Source organism: Halorubrum sp. AD140, assembly GCF_034497445.1.
Lineage (GTDB): Archaea > Halobacteriota > Halobacteria > Halobacteriales > Haloferacaceae > Halorubrum.
In genome coordinates, this window is the sequence record NZ_JAXRUU010000061.1 from 1 (window position 1) to 17,422 (window position 17,422).

15 protein-coding genes are annotated in these 17,422 nt (G+C 68.5%); 4 read left to right on the plus strand and 11 right to left on the minus strand.

Translation table 11 applies throughout. The annotated features are described in order from the left end of the window. The 4 genes from U4E84_RS13485 to U4E84_RS13500 form a co-directional block, all read right to left on the minus strand. Positions 1 to 1,595, minus strand: a 1,595-nt coding sequence (locus U4E84_RS13485; RefSeq protein WP_322532622.1) for a helix-hairpin-helix domain-containing protein, incomplete at its 3' end; no start/stop codon positions are given. 60 nt (positions 1,596 to 1,655) lie between these two features. Next, positions 1,656 to 3,101: an MFS transporter gene (locus U4E84_RS13490; protein WP_322532623.1), complete on the minus strand. Its 1,446-nt coding sequence runs from the start codon at positions 3,099 to 3,101 to the stop codon at positions 1,656 to 1,658. Beyond that, complete coding sequence (locus U4E84_RS13495) at positions 3,073 to 3,429, minus strand: DoxX family protein (RefSeq protein WP_345785515.1); 357 nt, start codon at positions 3,427 to 3,429, stop codon at positions 3,073 to 3,075. The genes U4E84_RS13490 and U4E84_RS13495 overlap by 29 nt, the downstream gene beginning before the upstream one ends. A gap of 80 nt (positions 3,430 to 3,509) precedes the next feature. Beyond that, on the minus strand, positions 3,510 to 4,562 hold the full coding sequence (locus U4E84_RS13500; protein ID WP_322532625.1) for a sialidase: 1,053 nt from the start codon (positions 4,560 to 4,562) through the stop codon (positions 3,510 to 3,512). Between the two features lie 145 nt (positions 4,563 to 4,707). On the opposite strand from U4E84_RS13500, the gene U4E84_RS13505 reads away from it, so the two are divergent. Continuing rightward, a complete protein-coding gene (locus tag U4E84_RS13505) occupies positions 4,708 to 5,733 on the plus strand; it encodes a TatD family hydrolase (protein ID WP_322532626.1) in 1,026 nt (341 codons plus the stop codon). Between the two features lie 627 nt (positions 5,734 to 6,360). Here U4E84_RS13505 and U4E84_RS13510 read toward each other — a convergent pair. From U4E84_RS13510 to U4E84_RS13520, 3 genes are all read right to left on the minus strand, one after another. After that, a complete protein-coding gene (locus U4E84_RS13510) occupies positions 6,361 to 6,915 on the minus strand; it encodes a hypothetical protein (RefSeq protein ID WP_322532627.1) in 555 nt (184 codons plus the stop codon). Positions 6,916 to 7,166: 251 nt separating this feature from the next. Continuing rightward, the gene (locus U4E84_RS13515) at positions 7,167 to 8,060 is read right to left on the minus strand and encodes a fumarylacetoacetate hydrolase family protein (RefSeq protein ID WP_322532628.1); all 894 of its coding nucleotides are present in this window, start codon (positions 8,058 to 8,060) and stop codon (positions 7,167 to 7,169) included. Between the two features lie 42 nt (positions 8,061 to 8,102). Continuing rightward, a complete protein-coding gene (locus U4E84_RS13520; RefSeq protein ID WP_322532629.1) occupies positions 8,103 to 9,458 on the minus strand; it encodes an amidohydrolase family protein in 1,356 nt (451 codons plus the stop codon). A gap of 111 nt (positions 9,459 to 9,569) precedes the next feature. On the opposite strand from U4E84_RS13520, the gene U4E84_RS13525 reads away from it, so the two are divergent. Next, positions 9,570 to 10,184, plus strand: coding sequence for a TetR/AcrR family transcriptional regulator (locus tag U4E84_RS13525; RefSeq protein ID WP_322532630.1), 615 nt, complete (start codon positions 9,570 to 9,572; stop codon positions 10,182 to 10,184). A 51-nt stretch (positions 10,185 to 10,235) separates the two neighbouring features. Here U4E84_RS13525 and U4E84_RS13530 read toward each other — a convergent pair whose 3' ends face one another. From U4E84_RS13530 to U4E84_RS13540, 3 genes are all read right to left on the minus strand, one after another. Beyond that, positions 10,236 to 11,627 (minus strand): signal recognition particle protein Srp54, encoded by a 1,392-nt coding sequence (locus U4E84_RS13530; RefSeq protein WP_322532631.1) that lies wholly within the window; start codon positions 11,625 to 11,627, stop codon positions 10,236 to 10,238. A gap of 459 nt (positions 11,628 to 12,086) precedes the next feature. After that, the gene (locus tag U4E84_RS13535; protein ID WP_322532632.1) at positions 12,087 to 12,854 is read right to left on the minus strand and encodes a DICT sensory domain-containing protein; all 768 of its coding nucleotides are present in this window, start codon (positions 12,852 to 12,854) and stop codon (positions 12,087 to 12,089) included. A gap of 31 nt (positions 12,855 to 12,885) precedes the next feature. Then, positions 12,886 to 13,803, minus strand: coding sequence for a pantoate kinase (locus tag U4E84_RS13540; protein ID WP_322532633.1), 918 nt, complete (start codon positions 13,801 to 13,803; stop codon positions 12,886 to 12,888). A gap of 101 nt (positions 13,804 to 13,904) precedes the next feature. On the opposite strand from U4E84_RS13540, the gene U4E84_RS13545 reads away from it, so the two are divergent. After that, positions 13,905 to 14,423 (plus strand): DUF6677 family protein, encoded by a 519-nt coding sequence (locus U4E84_RS13545; protein ID WP_322532634.1) that lies wholly within the window; start codon positions 13,905 to 13,907, stop codon positions 14,421 to 14,423. Between the two features lie 137 nt (positions 14,424 to 14,560). Further along, complete coding sequence (locus tag U4E84_RS13550) at positions 14,561 to 15,040, plus strand: FlaD/FlaE family flagellar protein (RefSeq protein ID WP_322532636.1); 480 nt, start codon at positions 14,561 to 14,563, stop codon at positions 15,038 to 15,040. A 137-nt stretch (positions 15,041 to 15,177) separates the two neighbouring features. Here U4E84_RS13550 and U4E84_RS13555 read toward each other — a convergent pair. Next, positions 15,178 to 17,422: PQQ-binding-like beta-propeller repeat protein (locus tag U4E84_RS13555; RefSeq protein WP_322532637.1), on the minus strand; the 2,245-nt coding region annotated here is incomplete at its 5' end.

Sequence of the window (17,422 nt, forward strand, 5' to 3'; positions counted from 1 at the left end):
GCGGTGCCGGCGTCGGCCGCGGCCGCGACGACGGCCTCGACGGCGATCGAGAGCCCGGGACGGCTGTTGATGATCCGACCGGTCGGGTGGCCGAGGACGTCGACGTGGGGGTGTTCGACCGCGCGGATCAGCCGCTCCGTGGCCGCCTCGGCGTCCTGTCCGAGCGCGGAGTGCGGCGAGGCGACGACGAGATCGAGGTCGGCGAGGGTGTCGTCGGCGGTGGTGATCGCGCCCTCGGCGTCGATGTTGGCCTCGATCCCGTGGAACACTTCGACGTCGGCGTCGGGATCGCCGCCCTCGCCGGCCATGGCGGCGCCGTCGATCCCGTTCACCGCCTCCGCGACCGCCTCGGCCTGCTCGGCGATCGCGGCCTCGTCGAGCCCGGTGTTGCCGAAGACCCCCGGCCCCGCGGCGTGGTCGGTGACGACGTGGTAGTCGTAGCCGCGCGCCGCGGCCGCCTCGATCATCTCCGCGATCGAGAACCCGCCGTCCGACCAGTCGGTGTGGGTGTGGAGGTCGCCGCGGAGGTCGTCCGTCTCGACGAGGTCGGGGAGCTCGCCCGCCGCGGCCGCCGCGACCTCGCCGTTGTCCTCGCGGAGCTCCGGCGGGATCGGGTCCATGCCGAGCGCCTCGTAGACGCCCGCCTCGGTCTCCCCGGCGACGCGCTCGCCGACGCGCCGGCCGTCGGCCTCGGTTCCATCGTCGCTCTCGACGTCCGCGTCGTCGACGTCGCTCACGTCGAACAGGCCGTACTCGTTGAGCTTCAGGCCGCGGTCGATCGCGCGGTTGCGCACCGCGACGTTGTGCGCGCGCGAGCCCGTGAAGTACTGGAGGGCGGCGCCGAACTCGGCCGGGTCGACGATCCGGAGGTCGACCCGGGTGCCGCTCGCGCGGACGCTCGCCTTCCCGGTGCCCGCCTCGATCGTCGCGTCCGCCTCGGACCACGCCGTGAACGCCTCGACGATCGGATCGCGCGCGTCGCTGGCGACGAGCAGGTCGATGTCGCCGATCGTGTCCTTCCACCGCCGGATCGAGCCGCACACCTCGACCGACTCGACCGCGTCGACGTCGGCGAGGTACGCGAGCGCCGCGTCGGCGACGGGCCGGGCGTCGCCGAGGCGGGTCCGCTTCCGGGACTCGCGGGCGAACGGGACGTTGTCGAGGATGTTCTCTTCCGTCTTCGCGCCGAAGCCTGAGACCTCCCGGATCCGGCCGGCCTCCGCCGCCTCCTCGAGCTGGTCGAGCGTGGTGATCCCGAGCGCCTCGTAGAGGCTCCCGACCGTCTTCGGGCCGACGCCCTCCACCGCGGTGAGCCCCGCCATGTCGACCGGGAGCTCCTCGCGGAGCGCCTCCAGCTCCTCGATCTCGCCGGTCTCGAAGTACTCGACGACCTTCGAGGCGATCGCGTCGCCGACGCGATCGATCTCGGCGACGGTGTCCGCGCCCTCCCCCGCGAGGTTCTCGATCGGGGCGGGGTGCTCGCGGACGTTCTCGGCGGCGCGGCGGTACGCGGTCGGCTTGTACTCCACGCCCGTCGCTTCGAGCAGGTCGGCGAACTCCTCCAAGAGGGCGGCGACCTCGTCGTTCCGGCTCATTTCCTCTGGCTTCGGTCGGACGCTCCTTATACTGTCGGGCAGAGCTCGATTCGCAGTCGATCAGGTCGCCGAGATCCCGTCGGTCGGCGCGACCGCGGCGTTGTACCGTCGGACGAGGAGCACCATGCCGGCCCCGGCGAGAACGAGCACTCCGGCGGCCCCGAACGCGACGACGTAGCTCACGGCGGCGAGCCGGCCGCCGAGGACGCTCCCGATCCCGCCCGCGAGCGCGCCGAGGGCGGCGTAGGTGCCGAGCGCCTCTCCGCGGACCGTCGGCGGCGAGAGCCGCGTGACGAGCGTGCCGGCGGTCACCGCGATCACGGCCCACGTCACCCCGATCACCGCGAATATCGCCGCGACCACGCCGAACCCGACGGCGGACGTCCCCCACGCGCCCCCGGCGAGCGCGATCGCGGGCAGGGCGATCGCACGGACGGAGAGGGAGCCGATCTGGAGGCGCTCGACGTCGTGGCCGGCGGTCAGTCGCCCAGCGACGCCGAAGAAGGCGGCGGAGGCGAGGCCGTTGATCAGGTACAACGCGAACACACCGTCGGAGCCGAACCCGACCTCGGTCAGGAACGCCGGCAGCGGCGCGAAGAAGGCGGCGAATCCGGTGAAGAAACAGAACACGGCCGCGAAGTAGACGGCGAGCGCGGGGGTGAACCGCTCGACGAACCGGCGCGGATGGAGCCCGCGGAAGTCCGCGCGCCCGACGGTGAACGGGAACGCGGCGGTCCGGACGCTGAACCGGTCCGCGTTCCGGATCGCGCGTCGGACGCGGTCCCCGGAGGCGCGTCGGTCGGCGCGGGGACCCGGGTCCGCGGGGAGCGTCCGGATCCCGAGGAGGAGCCCGAGGACGGCACAGACGGTGAGGGGGACGAACAGCCACCGGATCACGGCGTCGGCCGGGAGGAACCGGCTGGCCAGCGCGGTCCAGACGGCCCCGAGGAGCAGCCCGAGCGCCCAGCCGATCCCCTGATACTGGTTCAGCAGGGCGATCCGTTCGCTCCAGACGTTCTCCGGGACGTCGGCGACGGCCAGCAGCGTCAGGACGGGCGTGGCGGCCGCGAACGCGAACCAGATCGCGCCGTTGGCGACGATCACCGGGAGCGCCCGGTCGAAGAGGGGCGTCACGCCGATCGAGACGGCGACGAGCGCCAGCATTCCGAGAACGATGGCACGGCGCTTCCCCGTCCGGTCCGCGATCCGCCCCGCCCCGAGCGCGGCGGGAACGCCGACGAACGCGGCGACCGCGGCGAGCACGCCGAGCACGACGGGTCCACCCCCGAGCTCGACGACGTACAGCGGAACGACGAGCGAGGCGCCGCCGAGCGCGACCGATCCGAGCCCCCAGCCGTACAGCCAGCGTTCCGCCATGCCACCGATTGAAACGGGCCGTCTGATAGGCGCACCGATCCGCCCGCAGCGGTCGGCGGCGGAGCTCCATCGACGGCCGGCGGCGGGTCGTCCCCGGCGACTACTCGTCCTCGCCGGCGGCCGCGTCAAGGAGCAGAATCGCGCCGCCGAGGAGCGCGACGTTCTTCAGGAAGTTGATCTTGTTGTCGTGCCGCGCTTTCCCCTCCATCGTCCAGAAGTCGTGGATCGCGGGGGTCGTGCCGAGGAAGAACACGACCAGCGCCCCGGCGGACGCGCGCGGGAACTTCCAGAGGACGACGCCGAGGTTGGCGACGAACAGCATCCCGGTGACGAACGGGACGAGCACGTCGGGCACCGGGACGCCCTTCTCCTCGGCGACCGCGACCCGCTTCTCGTTGTTCCGGAACCCGTCGACGGCCATGTACGCCAAGATTCCGCCGTAGAGGGCGCGACCGATCGCCGACGGCGGGTCCGCGGTCGCGTCGGTGTCCCCGGTCGAGTCGGTCGCGCCAACCGACCCCCCCTCGTCCGCGTCGCTCACGCCGACACCACCTCGATGCGGCTGACGTTCGCGTCGACGCGTCCGACGGTCTCGTACTCGCCGTCGCCGCCCCGACGCATGATCCGCCCCTCGACGTCGTCTCGCTGGTCGGGGACGTCGAACAGCCCGGAGCCGCAGATCACGTCGCCGTCGTGGACGGCCCACGTCTCGACGATCTCGTGGGGCTCGCCGGGGAAGGGGACGCGCTCGAAGTCACGGCCGAAGTTCGTCGACTCGAACAGCGCGACCTCGTGGTCGTCGTTCACCCACGCCGGCGGCGCCTCCTCGCCGCCGCAGAAGAAGAGGGTGCCGTCGTGGACGAACACCCGCCGGATGTACGAGAAGTCGTTGCCGACGTCGATCCGGCTCCACGACTCGCCCGCGTCGGTCGTCCGCCAGAGCCCGCCCTCGCCGACCGCGTGGCCCAGCCCGAGGTTCTCCAGGTCGTGGTCGAGGTAGCCGGTCGCGGCGAGCCACACGTCCTCCGAGATCGGCAGGACCTGGTGGACGTCGTCGACGATCGTGTCGCGTCGGTCGGTCCACGTCCGCCCGCCGTCGTCGGTGAGGTGGATCCCGCCGGCCTCGACGCCCGCGATGAGCCGTTCGGGTCGTCCGGGGACGGCCTCCAGCGCCCGGAGCCTGGCGTAGTGGGGATCGATCGGCGACTCCCAGTGGCCGCGCGAGGGCAGGTCGCGGAACCCCTTCAGCTCCGTCCACGTCTCCCCGTCGTCGACCGAGCGGAACACGTACGGGTCGTTCGTCCCGGCGTACAGCGCGCCGTCGGCGGTCGCGAGTATCGACCATACCTCGCTCTGCCCGGCGTGCCAGAAGCGGTCGCCGAGGGGGACATCCAGGTCCTCCCACGTCCGTCCGCCGTCGCGGGAGCGGTACGCGCCGGTCGAGGAGGCGACGAAGACGCCCTCCGCGTGGTCCCACGACTTCACCGCGGTGACGACCTCGCAGTCGAGGACCCGCTGCGCGTCGTCGCGCTCGAACGGCACGTCGTCGACCCGATACAGCCCGTCGTCTGTCCCGATCAAAAGTGTCATACCCACACGTGCGTCGGAGACCTACTAAAGTTTTACCAAGCTGTAAAACGCTAAGTGCCAGCGGAGTCAACCGGTGGGACGACGCCCGCGCCGCCCGGTCGCCGGCCCCCGTCGGTCGGCCGGTCGGGCGGTGGCGACACTCACCATGACAGCACCTCATCCGACGACGCGACCGACCGACGCGGCGTACCTCGACGACCGAGCGCGGAGCGACGAGCCGCTCGACCTCCCGCGGGAGCTGCTCAACCTCCCGTGGATCGACATCCACAACCACGCGCACACGCTCTCGTGGGACGACCGCGAGCGCTACGCGCTGTCGGGCTGTCGGTCCATGCTCATGGTCGCGTCCGGCTACCACTGGACCCCGTACAAGCCGGTCGAGGCCGACGACGTCCGGTTCCTCTGGGACGACGCGATCAACCGCCGAACGGCCATCGAGCGCAACCACTTCTTCGAGGCGAAGCTCGGGCTCGGCGTCCACACCGGCGTCCGCATCGAGAACCCCGACGAGCTGCTGGCGGCGATGGACGCCTACTGCGCGCTCGACGAGGTCGCCGCGGTCGGCGAGACCGGCGTCGTCCCCGCCCAGCACGTCGAACGGTGGGACGTCGACGAGCAGCAGGCGGTCGTCGGGGCTCAGATGGAACTCGCGGAGAAGCACGACCTCCCCGTGATCCTCCACACGCCGAACACCTCGACGGACGCGAAGCGGCCCTACCGCGACGGGCTCTGCGTGACGCCCGGCTACGAGAAGAACGCGGGCCTCGGCACGGACCCGGTCCTCGACGGCGAGAACCCCGCGCTCGACGCGGTGCGGCTCGACGTCGAGGCGATGCGCGACGCGGGCCTCGACGACGAGCGCGTCGTCGCCTCGCACGCCGACCGCAACAACACCGCGTACCTGATGGAGCAGACCGACTGCTACCTGAGCTACACCATCGGCCACTCGTGGCTGGTCGGCGTCGACGCCGCGGACGTCGCCGACGCCATCGACGAGTACGGCGCCGACCGGATCATGGTCGACACCGACTGCGCGAACGTTCTCCGGACCGACCCGTACGCCCTCAAGCGCGCGATCTTCGAGCTGTACCGGTACGGGATCGACGTCGACGACATCCGAACGGTCGTGCTGGAGAACCCCCGCGAGGTCTTCGACTTCGAGGGAGAGTAGTCGACGGATAGGCGATAGTTAAACGACCGAGAGCGACCGCGACAGTTGCTTATGAATGCGATGCGGTGGCGCGTGCCTGCGAGTGGCCGCCACCGGCGGCCACGAGGAGCACGTGCGAGGGAGTCGGCCACCCGGAGCAACGCGGAGGGTGGCCGACGAGGCTGGGGAGGTGTGAGGTGCGGTGCTGAGCGGGTGGGACTCAAAGGGGCAGTCGTGAGGACGACTTAGGCGACGAAAGCACCGCAAGGAGTGAGTGAAACGAGCGACTGAGGAGCGCAGCGAGCGTAAGTCGTCCTCGCGATTGGGGCTTTGGAGGTGGTCACCGCAGATCCGCTGAGAGCCATTTATAACCGAGCGACTGGGGCTTTGGAGGTCCTCGTCGTCGAGTCGCCGAACACAAATAAACGGCCGTCAGCAACACCGCTTCTTTATTTATAAATAACATGCACTGTTGAAATCCTCCGGAAATGATATATTCTGACCCGGTTACGGCTGATACAGACAAACGGACAAACATGGGATACACTAATCTATCTCCCATCTGGTAGGGCAGCTGTGCGAGATACAGAGGATAAGATCAGCAATCAAAGTGAAATACTACCACGAATATAACAAAGTAATATTTACTCATATATCTCCGATCCCAAACATTCTGATCACCGAGAAGCACGTTCTTAGTACCTTCTTTGCATCCCGTTTAAGCATCTCATGTGTTGCCGGTGTAATTGATTCGGGATACTCACAGTTATGATACATTATTCTACCTGTCCAATTACTTTCACCTGTGTTAGTTCTGAAATGTATGATTGAATTCCTAAGATTATGTAGTTCATTTAGCGGCACTCCTTCTACATCTTCGGGTGCTAAAATATCGTTTTCTTCAAGGAATTTTCGAGCCTCATGGTATCCCGGTCGATCGCTTTCGCTAAACTCACCGGTAATATAGGCGAAGGCGCAGATTGACTGCTCTATGAAAGATTGACCGAGGACAATTGTTCCTGTTAATATTCCGTGAATATAACAAAGTTGGGAGTCTTCGTAGATGACCAATGCTTTTTCACCCCCGGGAATTCTGAAACCATCTGAGAACTGCGGTCGATGTTCAGAGATCCACTCCGCTCGTTCAACCATTTGATTACGTTCTGATTGAACGAGTTCGTCAATATATTGTTCTGCATCCATGCTGTAATGTTATAATTGCTGCAACATCACGGTTATGCTGAGAATGCGCCCTGCATCTTGCACCACGCTCAGAACATCATTTCGAACTGGTAGGATACCGATCGACCAAGACGCAGCTCTCATCGACCGACTGTTTCAGTTGATGATGTGTCTGAAGAAGAGGATTTCAACAGAGCCATAATACCGAAACCGATCTACTTCTGGAACCGGTGTCTCACATGGGAATCCGCTCCGTGAGAGCCGTCGCGTCGCTACCCGTCGTCGAACGCGAACTCGCTCGTCAGCTCGCCGACGCCCTCGACGCCGACCGTGACGCTGTCGCCGTCCCCGAGCAACACCGGCGGCTCGCGGTAGACGCCGACGCCCGGCGGCGTGCCGGTGAACAGCAGGTCGCCCGGCTTCAGCGTGAACGCCCGGCTGCAGAAGGAGACCAGCTCGTCGATCCCGAAGATCAGGTTCGCCGTCGTCGACTCCTGGAGCCGCTCGCCGTTCACGTCCGCCCAGATCGCGAGGTCGTGGGGGTCGTCGACCTCGTCGGTCGTCACGATCTCCGGGCCGATCGGGGCGAACGAGTCGAGGCTCTTGCCGCGCACCCACTGCCCGTCGCCGTGCTGGAGGTCGCGCGCCGACACGTCGTTGCCGACGGTGAAGCCGGCGACGTACTCGAACGCCTCCTCGGGGTCGACGCGGCGGGCCTCCTCGCCGATCACGGCGACGAGCTCCGCCTCGTAGTCGACCTTCCCCGTGAGCGCCGGGTCCCACGACACCGCGTCCTCCGGCCCCGTCACCGAGGTCGGGAACTTCGAGAACAGCACGGGCTCGTCCGGGATGGGGTTGTCGCCCTCCTCCGCGTGGTCGCGGTAGTTGAGCCCGACGCAGACGACCTTCTCCGGGTCGGAGACGGGCGCCGCCCGCGAGACCGCGTCGGCGTCGTACCGGCCGACGCCGGTCTCCGCCGCGTACTCGACCGCCAGTTCGGCCTTCCGCCGCCACTCCCAGTCGGCGAGCAGGTCGGTCGTCGATTCCCCGATGTGAACCCCCGCCGCCGCGCCCGCTTCCGGGAGGCTGACGACGGTGTCGTCGTTGAGCGGCGCGCCGCACCAAGGGGTCTCCGCGTCCGTCGTTGTGTATTGTCCGAGTTTCATGTGGATGGAGAGGTGGTAGGGTGGTGAGATCGATCGCGCGGGCTAGAGGTCGATGCCGGCCTCGTCGAGCAGGCGGTGGCCGGAGGCGACGAACCGGTCGAACTCCTCGCGGACCTTCGGGTTCGTCAGCTCGCCGTCGCGCTTGACGACCTCGCCGTCGACGAGCACCGTGTCGATGTGCGAGGGGTCAGACTGGAAGACGACCGTCTGGACCGGCGAGTGCGAGGGGGCCGTCATGAAGTCGTTCGCGTCGATCAGGACGAGGTCGGCGCGCTTGCCGGGGGTGATCGTCCCGATCTCGTCGTCCAACCCGAGCCCCTTCGCGCCCTCGATCGTCGCCATCTCGAGGGTGTCGCGCGCGGTGACGCTCACCTCGGTGACCTCCTCGTCGCCCTCGAGGACCGCCTGGTTGTCGAACATCCGCTGGAGCTGCATCCCGATCCGCATCTGGCTGCCCATGTCTCCGCTGACGTTCGAGCAGACGTCGACGCCCCACGTCGGGCGCCCGCCCGCCTCGAGCACCTTCCCGGTGACCGGGATCCCGTGGCCCATCTGCATCTCGACCTCCGGCGTCGACGAGAAGGAGACGCCCTGCGCGACGGCGTGGTCGACGTCCTCCTGCGAGAAGTGGTTCCCGTGGGCGACGTTGACGTCGGGACCGAGCGCGTCCTCGATACAGCCGAAGCCCTGGTAGTCCCCGCCGTACTCCGACGACGGCCACAGCGCGGCGCCCATGTGGATCGTCGAGAGCACGCCCAGATCTCGCGCCAGTTCCAGGTCGCCTCGGGCGGTCTCGTCGGTACAGAAGTCCGGACCGCGGAGCCCGAGCGCCAGGCTGAGCAGGTCGTCGTCGCGGATCGCCTCCTCGTGGAGTTCACGGATGTTCTCCTCGGGGAGGCCGACGTCGCTCTCGTACCACCACGTCGCCGCGTCGTCGCCCGGCGGCCCGTAGGTGTACACCGCGCGCAGCCCGGCGTCCTTCAGCGCGTCGACCGCCCGCTCGCCGTGTTCGAGCGTGTTGGGGTACGACCAGTCCAGGGCTGTGGTCGTCCCGGTGTGGAGCTTCTCGAACGCGCCGAAGAGGCCGCCGAGGTACATGTCCTCGGACCGGTAGAGCCCGGTGATGTTGCCGAGCATGTGGTCGAAGTACTCGCCCATGAGCGACCAGTCCCCGGCGATGCCCCTGACCTGGGTCTGTGCGAGGTGGATGTGCGAGTCGACGAATCCGGGGACGACGATCTGACCGGCCGCGTCGATGACTTCGGCGTTCTCGGCCGAGAGCCCGCGGCCGACCTCGATGATCTCGCCGTCCTCGATCAGGACGTCCGCCTCGTCGAGGTCCCCGATATCCGGGTCGAGAGAGACGACAGTCCCGTTTTGAATGATCGTTCGTGTCATGTGCGGGTGTACCGTTCGACCAGGAGAGTAAAAATTTACTGTTTGGTAAATTAGGGCGGAGAAGGGATATCGGAGGGATCGCTTATGTGTCTCACCGTCGGAGAGAGTCGTATGAGCGACTCTCGCGAGACGGTCTCCTCCAAGGACACCGAGGAGGTGATAATGGAGGCGACGTTCCGCGCGCTGAGCAAGCACGGGTACACCGACCTCCGGATGCGCGACATCGGCGAGGAGATGGACCTCACCCGACAGGTGATCCACTACCACTTCGAGGGCAAGTACGACCTGCTGTCGGCGTTCCTCGAGTACGTCATCGATCAGTACGAGGGCAGCGTCGAGGTGGAGGCGGACGACGACCCGCGGTCGGAGCTCGACGCGCGGATCGACCAGTGTCTCTTCGGACCGGAGTTCGAGGAGTTCTCCCACTGGGAGCGGATGAAGGTGTACCACGAGCTGTACACCCAGGCGCAGAACGACGGCGACCACCGGGAGATCTTCGACGAACACTACGACCGCATCCGCGGGAGCATCGTCGAGGTCGTCGAGGACGGGATCGAGCGCGGCGAGTTCGAGCCCGTCGACGCGAAGCGGATGGGCCAGCTCGTGACCGACATCATCCACGCCGCGCGAGGCCGCCGGATGGCGCTCGGCCACGAGGACGCGCCGCGGGAGACGCGAAAGGCGATCGACGAGTTCGTGCTCAGCTCGCTGTACGCCGACGAGTGAGGCGGCCGCCGAGCGAGTGACCGGCGCACCGGACGGACTGCGTGTTAGGGCCTAGAACGGCCCCTTGCCGCCGCCCATCATGTCGCCGAGGCCGCCGCCGTCGCCGCCCATCTTCTTCATCATGCGCTGCATGTCGCCCTCGCCCATCCCCTGGAACTGGCCGATCGTCTGTTCCATCATGGAGTGCTGCTCTAAGAGCTGCCGGACCGTCTCCTCGTCGGTGCCGGAGCCGCGGGCGATCCGCTCGGTACGAGACTGACCGACGACGCGGGGGTTCGTCAGCTCCTCCTCGGTCATCGAGTCCATGATCCGCTCGAACTTGCGCATCCGGTCTTGGGTGACGTCCATCGCGTCGTCCGGGAGCTGGTCCATCATCCCGCCGCCGAGCCCGGGGATCATGTCCATCACCTGGTCGAGGGGGCCCATCCGGTTCATCGCGTCCATCTGCTTTTTCATGTCCTTCAGGGTGAACTCCCCTTTCAGCATGTCCTCGGGGTCCCAGTCCTCGTCCTCCTCCTGGGCCTCCTGCATGGCGCGCTCGACGCGCTCGGAGAGCTGCTTGAGGTCGCCCATCCCGAGCAGCCGCGAGATGAACCCGGAGGGCTCGAACCGCTCGATGTCCTGGACCGTCTCGCCGGTTCCGAGGAAGGCGATAGAGGAGTCGGTCTCGTTGACCGCCGTCAGCGCGCCCCCGCCCTTCGCGGTCCCGTCGAGCTTGGTGATCATCACGCCCTCGATGCCGATCGACTCCTCGAACTGGCGGGCCTGCTCCTTCGCGCCCTGGCCGATCGCGGCGTCGAGCACCAAGAGCGAGCGGTCGGGGTCGACGACGCCCTCGATCTCCTCGATCTCCGCGATGAGGTCGTCTTCGAGCGCGTGGCGCCCGGCCGTGTCCACGATGTGGACGTCGGCGTCGGCGGTCTTCTCCAGGCCGGTGCGCGCGATGTCGACGGGGTCGTCGCTGTCCGGATCGCCGTAGAACTCGACCTCCGCGCGCTCGCACATCTGCTTGGCCTGGTCGTACGCGCCCGGCCGGAAGGTGTCGGTCTGGATGACGGCGGGGCGGAGCCCCTTCTTCGAGAACCACCACGCCATCTTCGCGGCGGAGGTGGTCTTCCCCGACCCCTGGAGCCCCGCGAGCAGGATCGTCTGCTCTTCGAGGGGGAGTTCCGTGGAGTCGCCGACGAGGTCGACCATCTCCTCGTAGACGATCTTGAGGACGTGGTCCTTCGCCGTGGTGCCGCCCGGCGGCTCCTCTTCGAGGGCCCGGGACTTGATCGAGTCCGAGAGCTCCATCACGAGGGAGACGTCGACGTCGGCCGAGAGGAGCGACCGCTGGATCTCCTTGACGATCTCCTCGACGTCGCTCTCGGAGAGCCTGGCTTTCCCCTGGAGCTTGTCGAGGCTGCTCCGCAGGGACGAACCGAGGTCGTCGAGTACCATTTGGCGAAGCTAGGCGGGCGACGCGGTAAAGCTTTGTTCGTCGGCGGGCGCGGAACACGTCGCTGCTCGCGGGTCGACGGCGGACACCGCCAAAGCCCCAGCCGCTCGCTTAGAAACTGCTGACTCCAGAATGACGGTGAACACCTCCAAAGCCCCAGCCGCGAGGACGACTTACGCTCGCTGCGCTCCTCAGTGGCTCGTTTCACTCGCTCCTTGCGGTGCTTTCGTCGCCTAAGTCGTCCTCGCGACTGCCCCTTTGAATCCCTCCCCGCACAGCACCGCCCCGCACCTCACGCCTCCCCAGCCTCGCCGCTCACGCCCTGCGGGCGTTCGCGGCGTCCCTCGCGCGTGCTCCTCGCGCCCAGCGGGCGCTCGGAGGCACGCGCCACCGCTGCAGAACTCGTGTTCAACGAGTCGCTGCTCGCGTCCCGACCGGTCACCGGCTGCGGTCGGCCCGCCTCAGATCTCCTCGGCGATGTACCGCTCGATACGCGTCACGAGCTCCGGGCGGAACGTCCAGAACCCGTCCCAGACGTTCGGCTCGTCTTCGAGTGCGAGCAGCGCGACGTGGTCGCCGTCGGCGCCCTCAGGCGGCGTGAACACGACGAACCACGACCGGCGGTACGGGTAGGAGGTCCCGGTGTGGACCGTCACCGGGAGCGCCGACACCGACCCCGCGTCGCCGACGCCGTACAGGTGGACGTCGACGCCGGTACCGGCGATTCGCTCGTACACCGACCGGGTCCCGCGCTCGTCGTGGATCCGCGAGAGGCGCTGGAACGAGGCCCGCAGCGTGCCGCCGCCGTGCTCGACGGCGATGCGCTCTATCACCCGCGAGACGACGATCAACAGGAGCTTCTCCTTGTTCGAGGCAGGATACCCGCGGACCCGAAACGGGACCTCGTCGAGGCCGGTGAGCACGTCGGGCAGCGCGACGTCGTCGAGTTCGATCGCGCCCGTCTTGTACAGGTCGGAGTTGATGAGCAGCACCGATTCGAGCAGTTCGTCGAGCGTCGACCGCGCGACGATCGATCCGTCCTCGACGAGCGCGACCACGTCGTCGTCCGACGCGGACTCGGACGCGGCCGCGCTGATAGCGACGGGCTGTCCGTCGAGCAGCGAGTCCAGCAGCTTCCGAACCGGGTCCGGCGACGACCGGTTCAACACGACCAGGTGTCGGCTCGGCGCCTCGAGCTCGTCGAAGAACGAGCGGAGCGACTCGCCCATGCCCCTCACTCCGACCGAGCGCGGAAAATGGTTACTCACGGTCTCGGCCGGCGACGACCCGCGCGCCCGCGGCGTCGATCCGGCAGACCTCGGGGTCGTAGCCGGCCTCGGAGAGCCCGGTGCCGAGCGCGAAGACGGTGCGGCCGAGCATCGCCATGGCGGCGCCGCAGTCGTTCGCGTCGCCCGCGCCGTCTCTCCCAGCCGCGCCGTCGACCGCCACGATCGCCTCGGCGACCTCGGGGACGAGGAGGTCCGCCTCGCGGGCGAACTGGCGGGCCGCGTCCATCATCGTCGGGAGCCGCGGGTCCGCGCGGAGCCGGTCGAGCGCGTCCGCGCCGGCCGCGGAGAGACCGGTCGTGTCACCACCCAGGACCGCCTCCGTCGACAGCTCGCCGAACGCGACGTACTCCACGCGAGCCGTCGCGGGGATCCCGTCGAGTTCCCCGACGCCGGGGGCGCCGGGCTCCAGCCGGATCGGGACCCCGCCGCGCGCCTGCGCGACCACGTCGCCGAGGCCCGTTCCCCGGCCGACCTCCGCCTCGTGGGCGATCCGGACCAGCTCGTTCTCGGAGCGCCCCCGGTCGAGCGCGTCGTTGGCGGCGAGCGCCGCGCCGAGGGCCGCGGCACCGGAGACGCCGAAGCCGGCGCCGATCGGGAGGTCGGACTCGACCGCGACGTCGGCCCCAGCGGCGCCCAGTTCCGCGAGCACGTCCTCAACCGCGCCGATCGCTCCCGGCTCGCCGTCGATCGTGCGGGAACCTGGGCCGTCGTCGCCCGAGTCGGGGTCGCTCTCGTCGAGTCCGCCCGCCGACACCCGAACCGTCACGCCGTCGGTGAGGGTCACGCCGGCCCCGCGCGACCCGGCGGCCGCGGGGCGCTCGGCCGGGTGCGCGCTGAAGAAGGCGGTGACGTGCCCGGGGACGAAGGCGGTCGCCCGCTGCCTGCTCATGCCGGACCGGACGACCGGGCCTCGATTAACGGTTGTTATCCGCGGCGGGCGGAGCGGCGACACCGCAGGCCGTAAGTAGTCCCCACCCAAATCCGGGTCGTATGCGAGACCAGCTGCGTCCCGTCCTGGCCGCCGTGCTTGCGCTGGTGTTCCCGGGGCTCGGGCACCTCGTCCTGCGGCGCTGGGGGCGGGCGCTGCTGTGGCACGTCACGATCGTCGGCGGCGGCGTGGCGCTGTTGACGCTCTACGACGTGGACGCGAGCGGATCGGTGACCGCACCGACCGAAGCCGCCGCCGCGCTGCCGACCGACGTCGCGCTCCCGATCGCCCTGCTGTCGGTGCTGTCGGCGGCCGACGCCTACCTCGTCGGCCGGGCCGCCGTCGCCGAGCGCAAGCGGTCCGACGCGACGGCGGCGGCGATCCGGCGCCGGGCTTCGAGCGCGGACGACGACGGACCGAGCGTCGGCTCGCCGGTCGACGCGCTCACCAGCGCGGACGGCGAGCCCCTGCAGGTGGAGTGTCCGAGCTGCGGCAAGGAGACCGACGCCGAGCTCGACTTCTGTCACTGGTGTACGGAGCCGCTCCCGTGGGACGACGCCGAGTCAGTCACCCCCGACTGAACTCGCGGGCGTCCTCCTTGTTCCGTTGTGAGCCGCCGACCGTCCGTCGAGCGGCCTCTCACCGCTGATAACTGCGGAGGAACTATGATATATCCCGTTGGCGACGGTGCCGGTAGGACGCGAACGACGGACGGAACATGAGCCTGAATCCACGGCGATACGACGTGCGGGAGCTGCGCCGGATCGCGAAAACAGCGCGAGACGGCGTCGACGGGGCGCCTCGGGAGCGGCCGCTCCGTCAGCCGAACAGAAGCCGAGCGGAGCAGGCCGCCCGCTCAGCCGCGTTCACCGAACTGCTCCAGCGTCGGCGGGGACTTCGATCCTCCGCCGGCGCCCGCCCGTACCTGCGGGCGCTCCCGGCCTCTCCGGAGGCGGAGCACGAGGTCGGCGAGTGGCTCGGCTACCTCGTCGACGTCGGCGGCCACCTGCGGAGCCGCGACGCGCTGTCGTACTACGCCGAGCTCGGCTGGGTCGCCCCCGACGCGGTCGACGCGCTGACGCGTCGGCTGGAGGGGTTCGACGCCCCGCGGCACGACCGGCCGTTCACTCCCGCGGACCACCGGATCAGCCTCGTCTCCATCGCCCGGATCGCCTCGTGCGCGAGTGGCCGCCGATGAGCGGGCTCGTCAAGGAGTTCGAGACACGGCTCGCCGCCGAGGGGGCCGGGTGGATCGCCGAGCGGCTGGTCTGAGTCGATCGGACCGGCTCGGATCCGAGACGGGCACGGGGATATTTTCGACGCGAGGACGCCCGTTCAGCCGGACGAGTTATCGACCGCGTAGACGCCTCCGCTGGTGCCGACGTACAGGGTACCGTCGTCGTAGTCAGCGCCGTAGAGGAGGTTGCCGAACCGGGTCTGCCACTCGACGACCCCCGTGTCGGCGTCCACGACGGCTCCGCGATCTCCGAAGTCGTACTCGACCACGACGGTCTCGTCGCTCACGAGGAGGTCGGGGAACTCCGCTGTGAGTGTTCGGTTCCACTCGACGGATCCCGTAGTCCGATCGTAGGCAGTCACACCACCCTCACCGGCGAGGTACACGCGGTCTCCGGAGATCTCGAACTCAGCGTTGGCGCGGCTTTCGGAACGCCACAGACGCTCACCGTCGCGGGAGAGCGCGACGAGCCGACTCTCGGATCCGGACTCGGCGCTAACGTACACGGTCCCACCCTCGATCCGTACCGAGTCTACGTAGGCGTCGACAGCTTCCGACCCGGAGAGGTCACGCGACCAGGCGGTATCGCCGGTTCGCGTGTCGTAGGAGGTGAGGTTCCCGTCGTTACTGACCACGATCCGGTCGTCGACGATCCCCTCGAGGTCGGGGAATCCGTCCTGCGTCGATCTCCATCGGACCTCGCCGGTATCGGGGTTCCGCGCAACGATCTCGTCGACGCTCCCGTTCTCCGTGTCCCGAGAGCTCAGCGTGGCGACCGTCTCGTCACCGGCGACGACGTTGGAGATCCGCGACTCGCCGGTGACAGACCACCGGACGTCACCGGTGGTCGCGTTCATCGCGGCGAGCGACCCGTCGTCCGCCGCGTACACCGTATCGTCGACGATTCGCACGTCGGTGTACCCGTCGGCCTCCCAGGACCACTCGACGTCGCCGTCGTCGCGATCGATTCCGGCGACGCCGTTTCCGGTGGCGTAGACCGTTTCACCGCGGACTGTCGCGTCGGAGGCGGCGAACGGTACCTCCGCGGTCCATCGGGCGGACCCGTCGGCACGCGACACCGATCGGACGCTCGATCCGTCCGCTCCGTCGGCGTACGCCTGTTCTTCGCCCTCGGTGACGTACACGGAGTCGTCGGTCGTCGCGGTCACCTGCCCGCCGGTGTCGTCCCGCCAGTCGAACGTCACGTTCTCGTCGACCGCTTCGACCTCGACGGTCTCCTCGTCGACGGCGGCCGACGCGTTCGGCGCGTCCGCGCGGACCGCGAGCTCGTACTCGCCGGGGTCGTCGATCACACGGTCCTGGAACTGACCGTCGGCCTCGAACTCGCCGTCGCCGTCGAGGTCCCACTCGTAGGTTATCTCGTCGGGGTCGACGTCCTCGCCGCCGTCGACGTAGACGCTGGCGCTCAGCAGACGACTGCCGAGCTGTCTGTCGACGAACACACTCGGGTCGAGCCCCTCTTCGACCTCGATCGTCTCGTTCGCGACGGCGGTGGCGCCGTCGTCGTCGGTGACCCGCAGCGTGACGGGGATGTCCGCTCCGCCGTCGTGGTCGACGGTCACGTTCCGACCGGTGTAGCTCCGATCGTCGATCTCCCAGTCGTACTCGACGATCTCGCCGTCGGGATCGACGGCCTCCGCCGAGACGGTGACCTCGTCGTTCGCGTCGACCGATTCCGGTGCCTCGATCGCCGCGTCGGGCGGACTGTTCACCTGGAGCGTCCGGTTCTCCGTCGTTTCGGCGCCGTCGTCGTCGGTGACCGTCGCCGTGACGCTCCAGTTACCGCTCTCGTTGAGCCGTGTCTCGACCGCCCCGCCGGAGGCCGAACCGGACGGCGTCAGCGTCCGCGTCTCGCCGGACGGAGCGGTGAACGCGACCGTCGCGTTCTCGACCGTCCCGTCGTCGTCGACGGCGTCGTACGTGTACTCGACGGACTCGTTCGCTTCCGCCGGCGTCGACTCCGGCGAGATGCGGGTGAGCCACAGGTCTGGTGGACGGTTCTCGATCGTGACGTTCCGCGTCGTGGTCGCAGTCGCTCCCTGGTCGTCGGTGACGGCGAGCGTGACCGCGTAGGTGCCGTCATCGGTGAACGAGCGGTTCGCTTCGGCGCCGTCGGCGTCGCTCGCGTTCTCGATCTCCCAGTCGTACGCGACGATCTCGCCGTCGGGGTCGACGCTCTCAGACCCGTTCAGCGTGGCCGGCTCGCCGGTACGGACGGCGTCCGTGAGGTTCACCGCGGGCTCAGGCGGCGCGTTCACGTCGACGAGGACTGTCGTCTCGTTCGCCGCGCCGTCGTCGTCGACCACGCGCAGACCGACCCGC

Excerpts from the sequence above, each read along its gene's own strand:
- U4E84_RS13500 (WP_322532625.1), bottom strand. The coding sequence starts at position 4,562 with ATGACACTTTTGATCGGGACAGACGACGGGCTGTATCGGGTCGACGAC.
- U4E84_RS13505 (WP_322532626.1), top strand. The coding sequence starts at position 4,708 with ATGACAGCACCTCATCCGACGACGCGACCGACCGACGCGGCGTACCTC.
- U4E84_RS13510 (WP_322532627.1), bottom strand. The coding sequence starts at position 6,915 with ATGGATGCAGAACAATATATTGACGAACTCGTTCAATCAGAACGTAAT.
- U4E84_RS13515 (WP_322532628.1), bottom strand. The coding sequence starts at position 8,060 with ATGAAACTCGGACAATACACAACGACGGACGCGGAGACCCCTTGGTGC.
- U4E84_RS13520 (WP_322532629.1), bottom strand. The coding sequence starts at position 9,458 with ATGACACGAACGATCATTCAAAACGGGACTGTCGTCTCTCTCGACCCG.
- U4E84_RS13525 (WP_322532630.1), top strand. The coding sequence starts at position 9,570 with ATGAGCGACTCTCGCGAGACGGTCTCCTCCAAGGACACCGAGGAGGTG.
- U4E84_RS13530 (WP_322532631.1), bottom strand. The coding sequence starts at position 11,627 with ATGGTACTCGACGACCTCGGTTCGTCCCTGCGGAGCAGCCTCGACAAG.
- U4E84_RS13535 (WP_322532632.1), bottom strand. The coding sequence starts at position 12,854 with ATGGGCGAGTCGCTCCGCTCGTTCTTCGACGAGCTCGAGGCGCCGAGC.
- U4E84_RS13540 (WP_322532633.1), bottom strand. The coding sequence starts at position 13,803 with ATGAGCAGGCAGCGGGCGACCGCCTTCGTCCCCGGGCACGTCACCGCC.
- U4E84_RS13545 (WP_322532634.1), top strand. The coding sequence starts at position 13,905 with ATGCGAGACCAGCTGCGTCCCGTCCTGGCCGCCGTGCTTGCGCTGGTG.
- U4E84_RS13550 (WP_322532636.1), top strand. The coding sequence starts at position 14,561 with ATGAGCCTGAATCCACGGCGATACGACGTGCGGGAGCTGCGCCGGATC.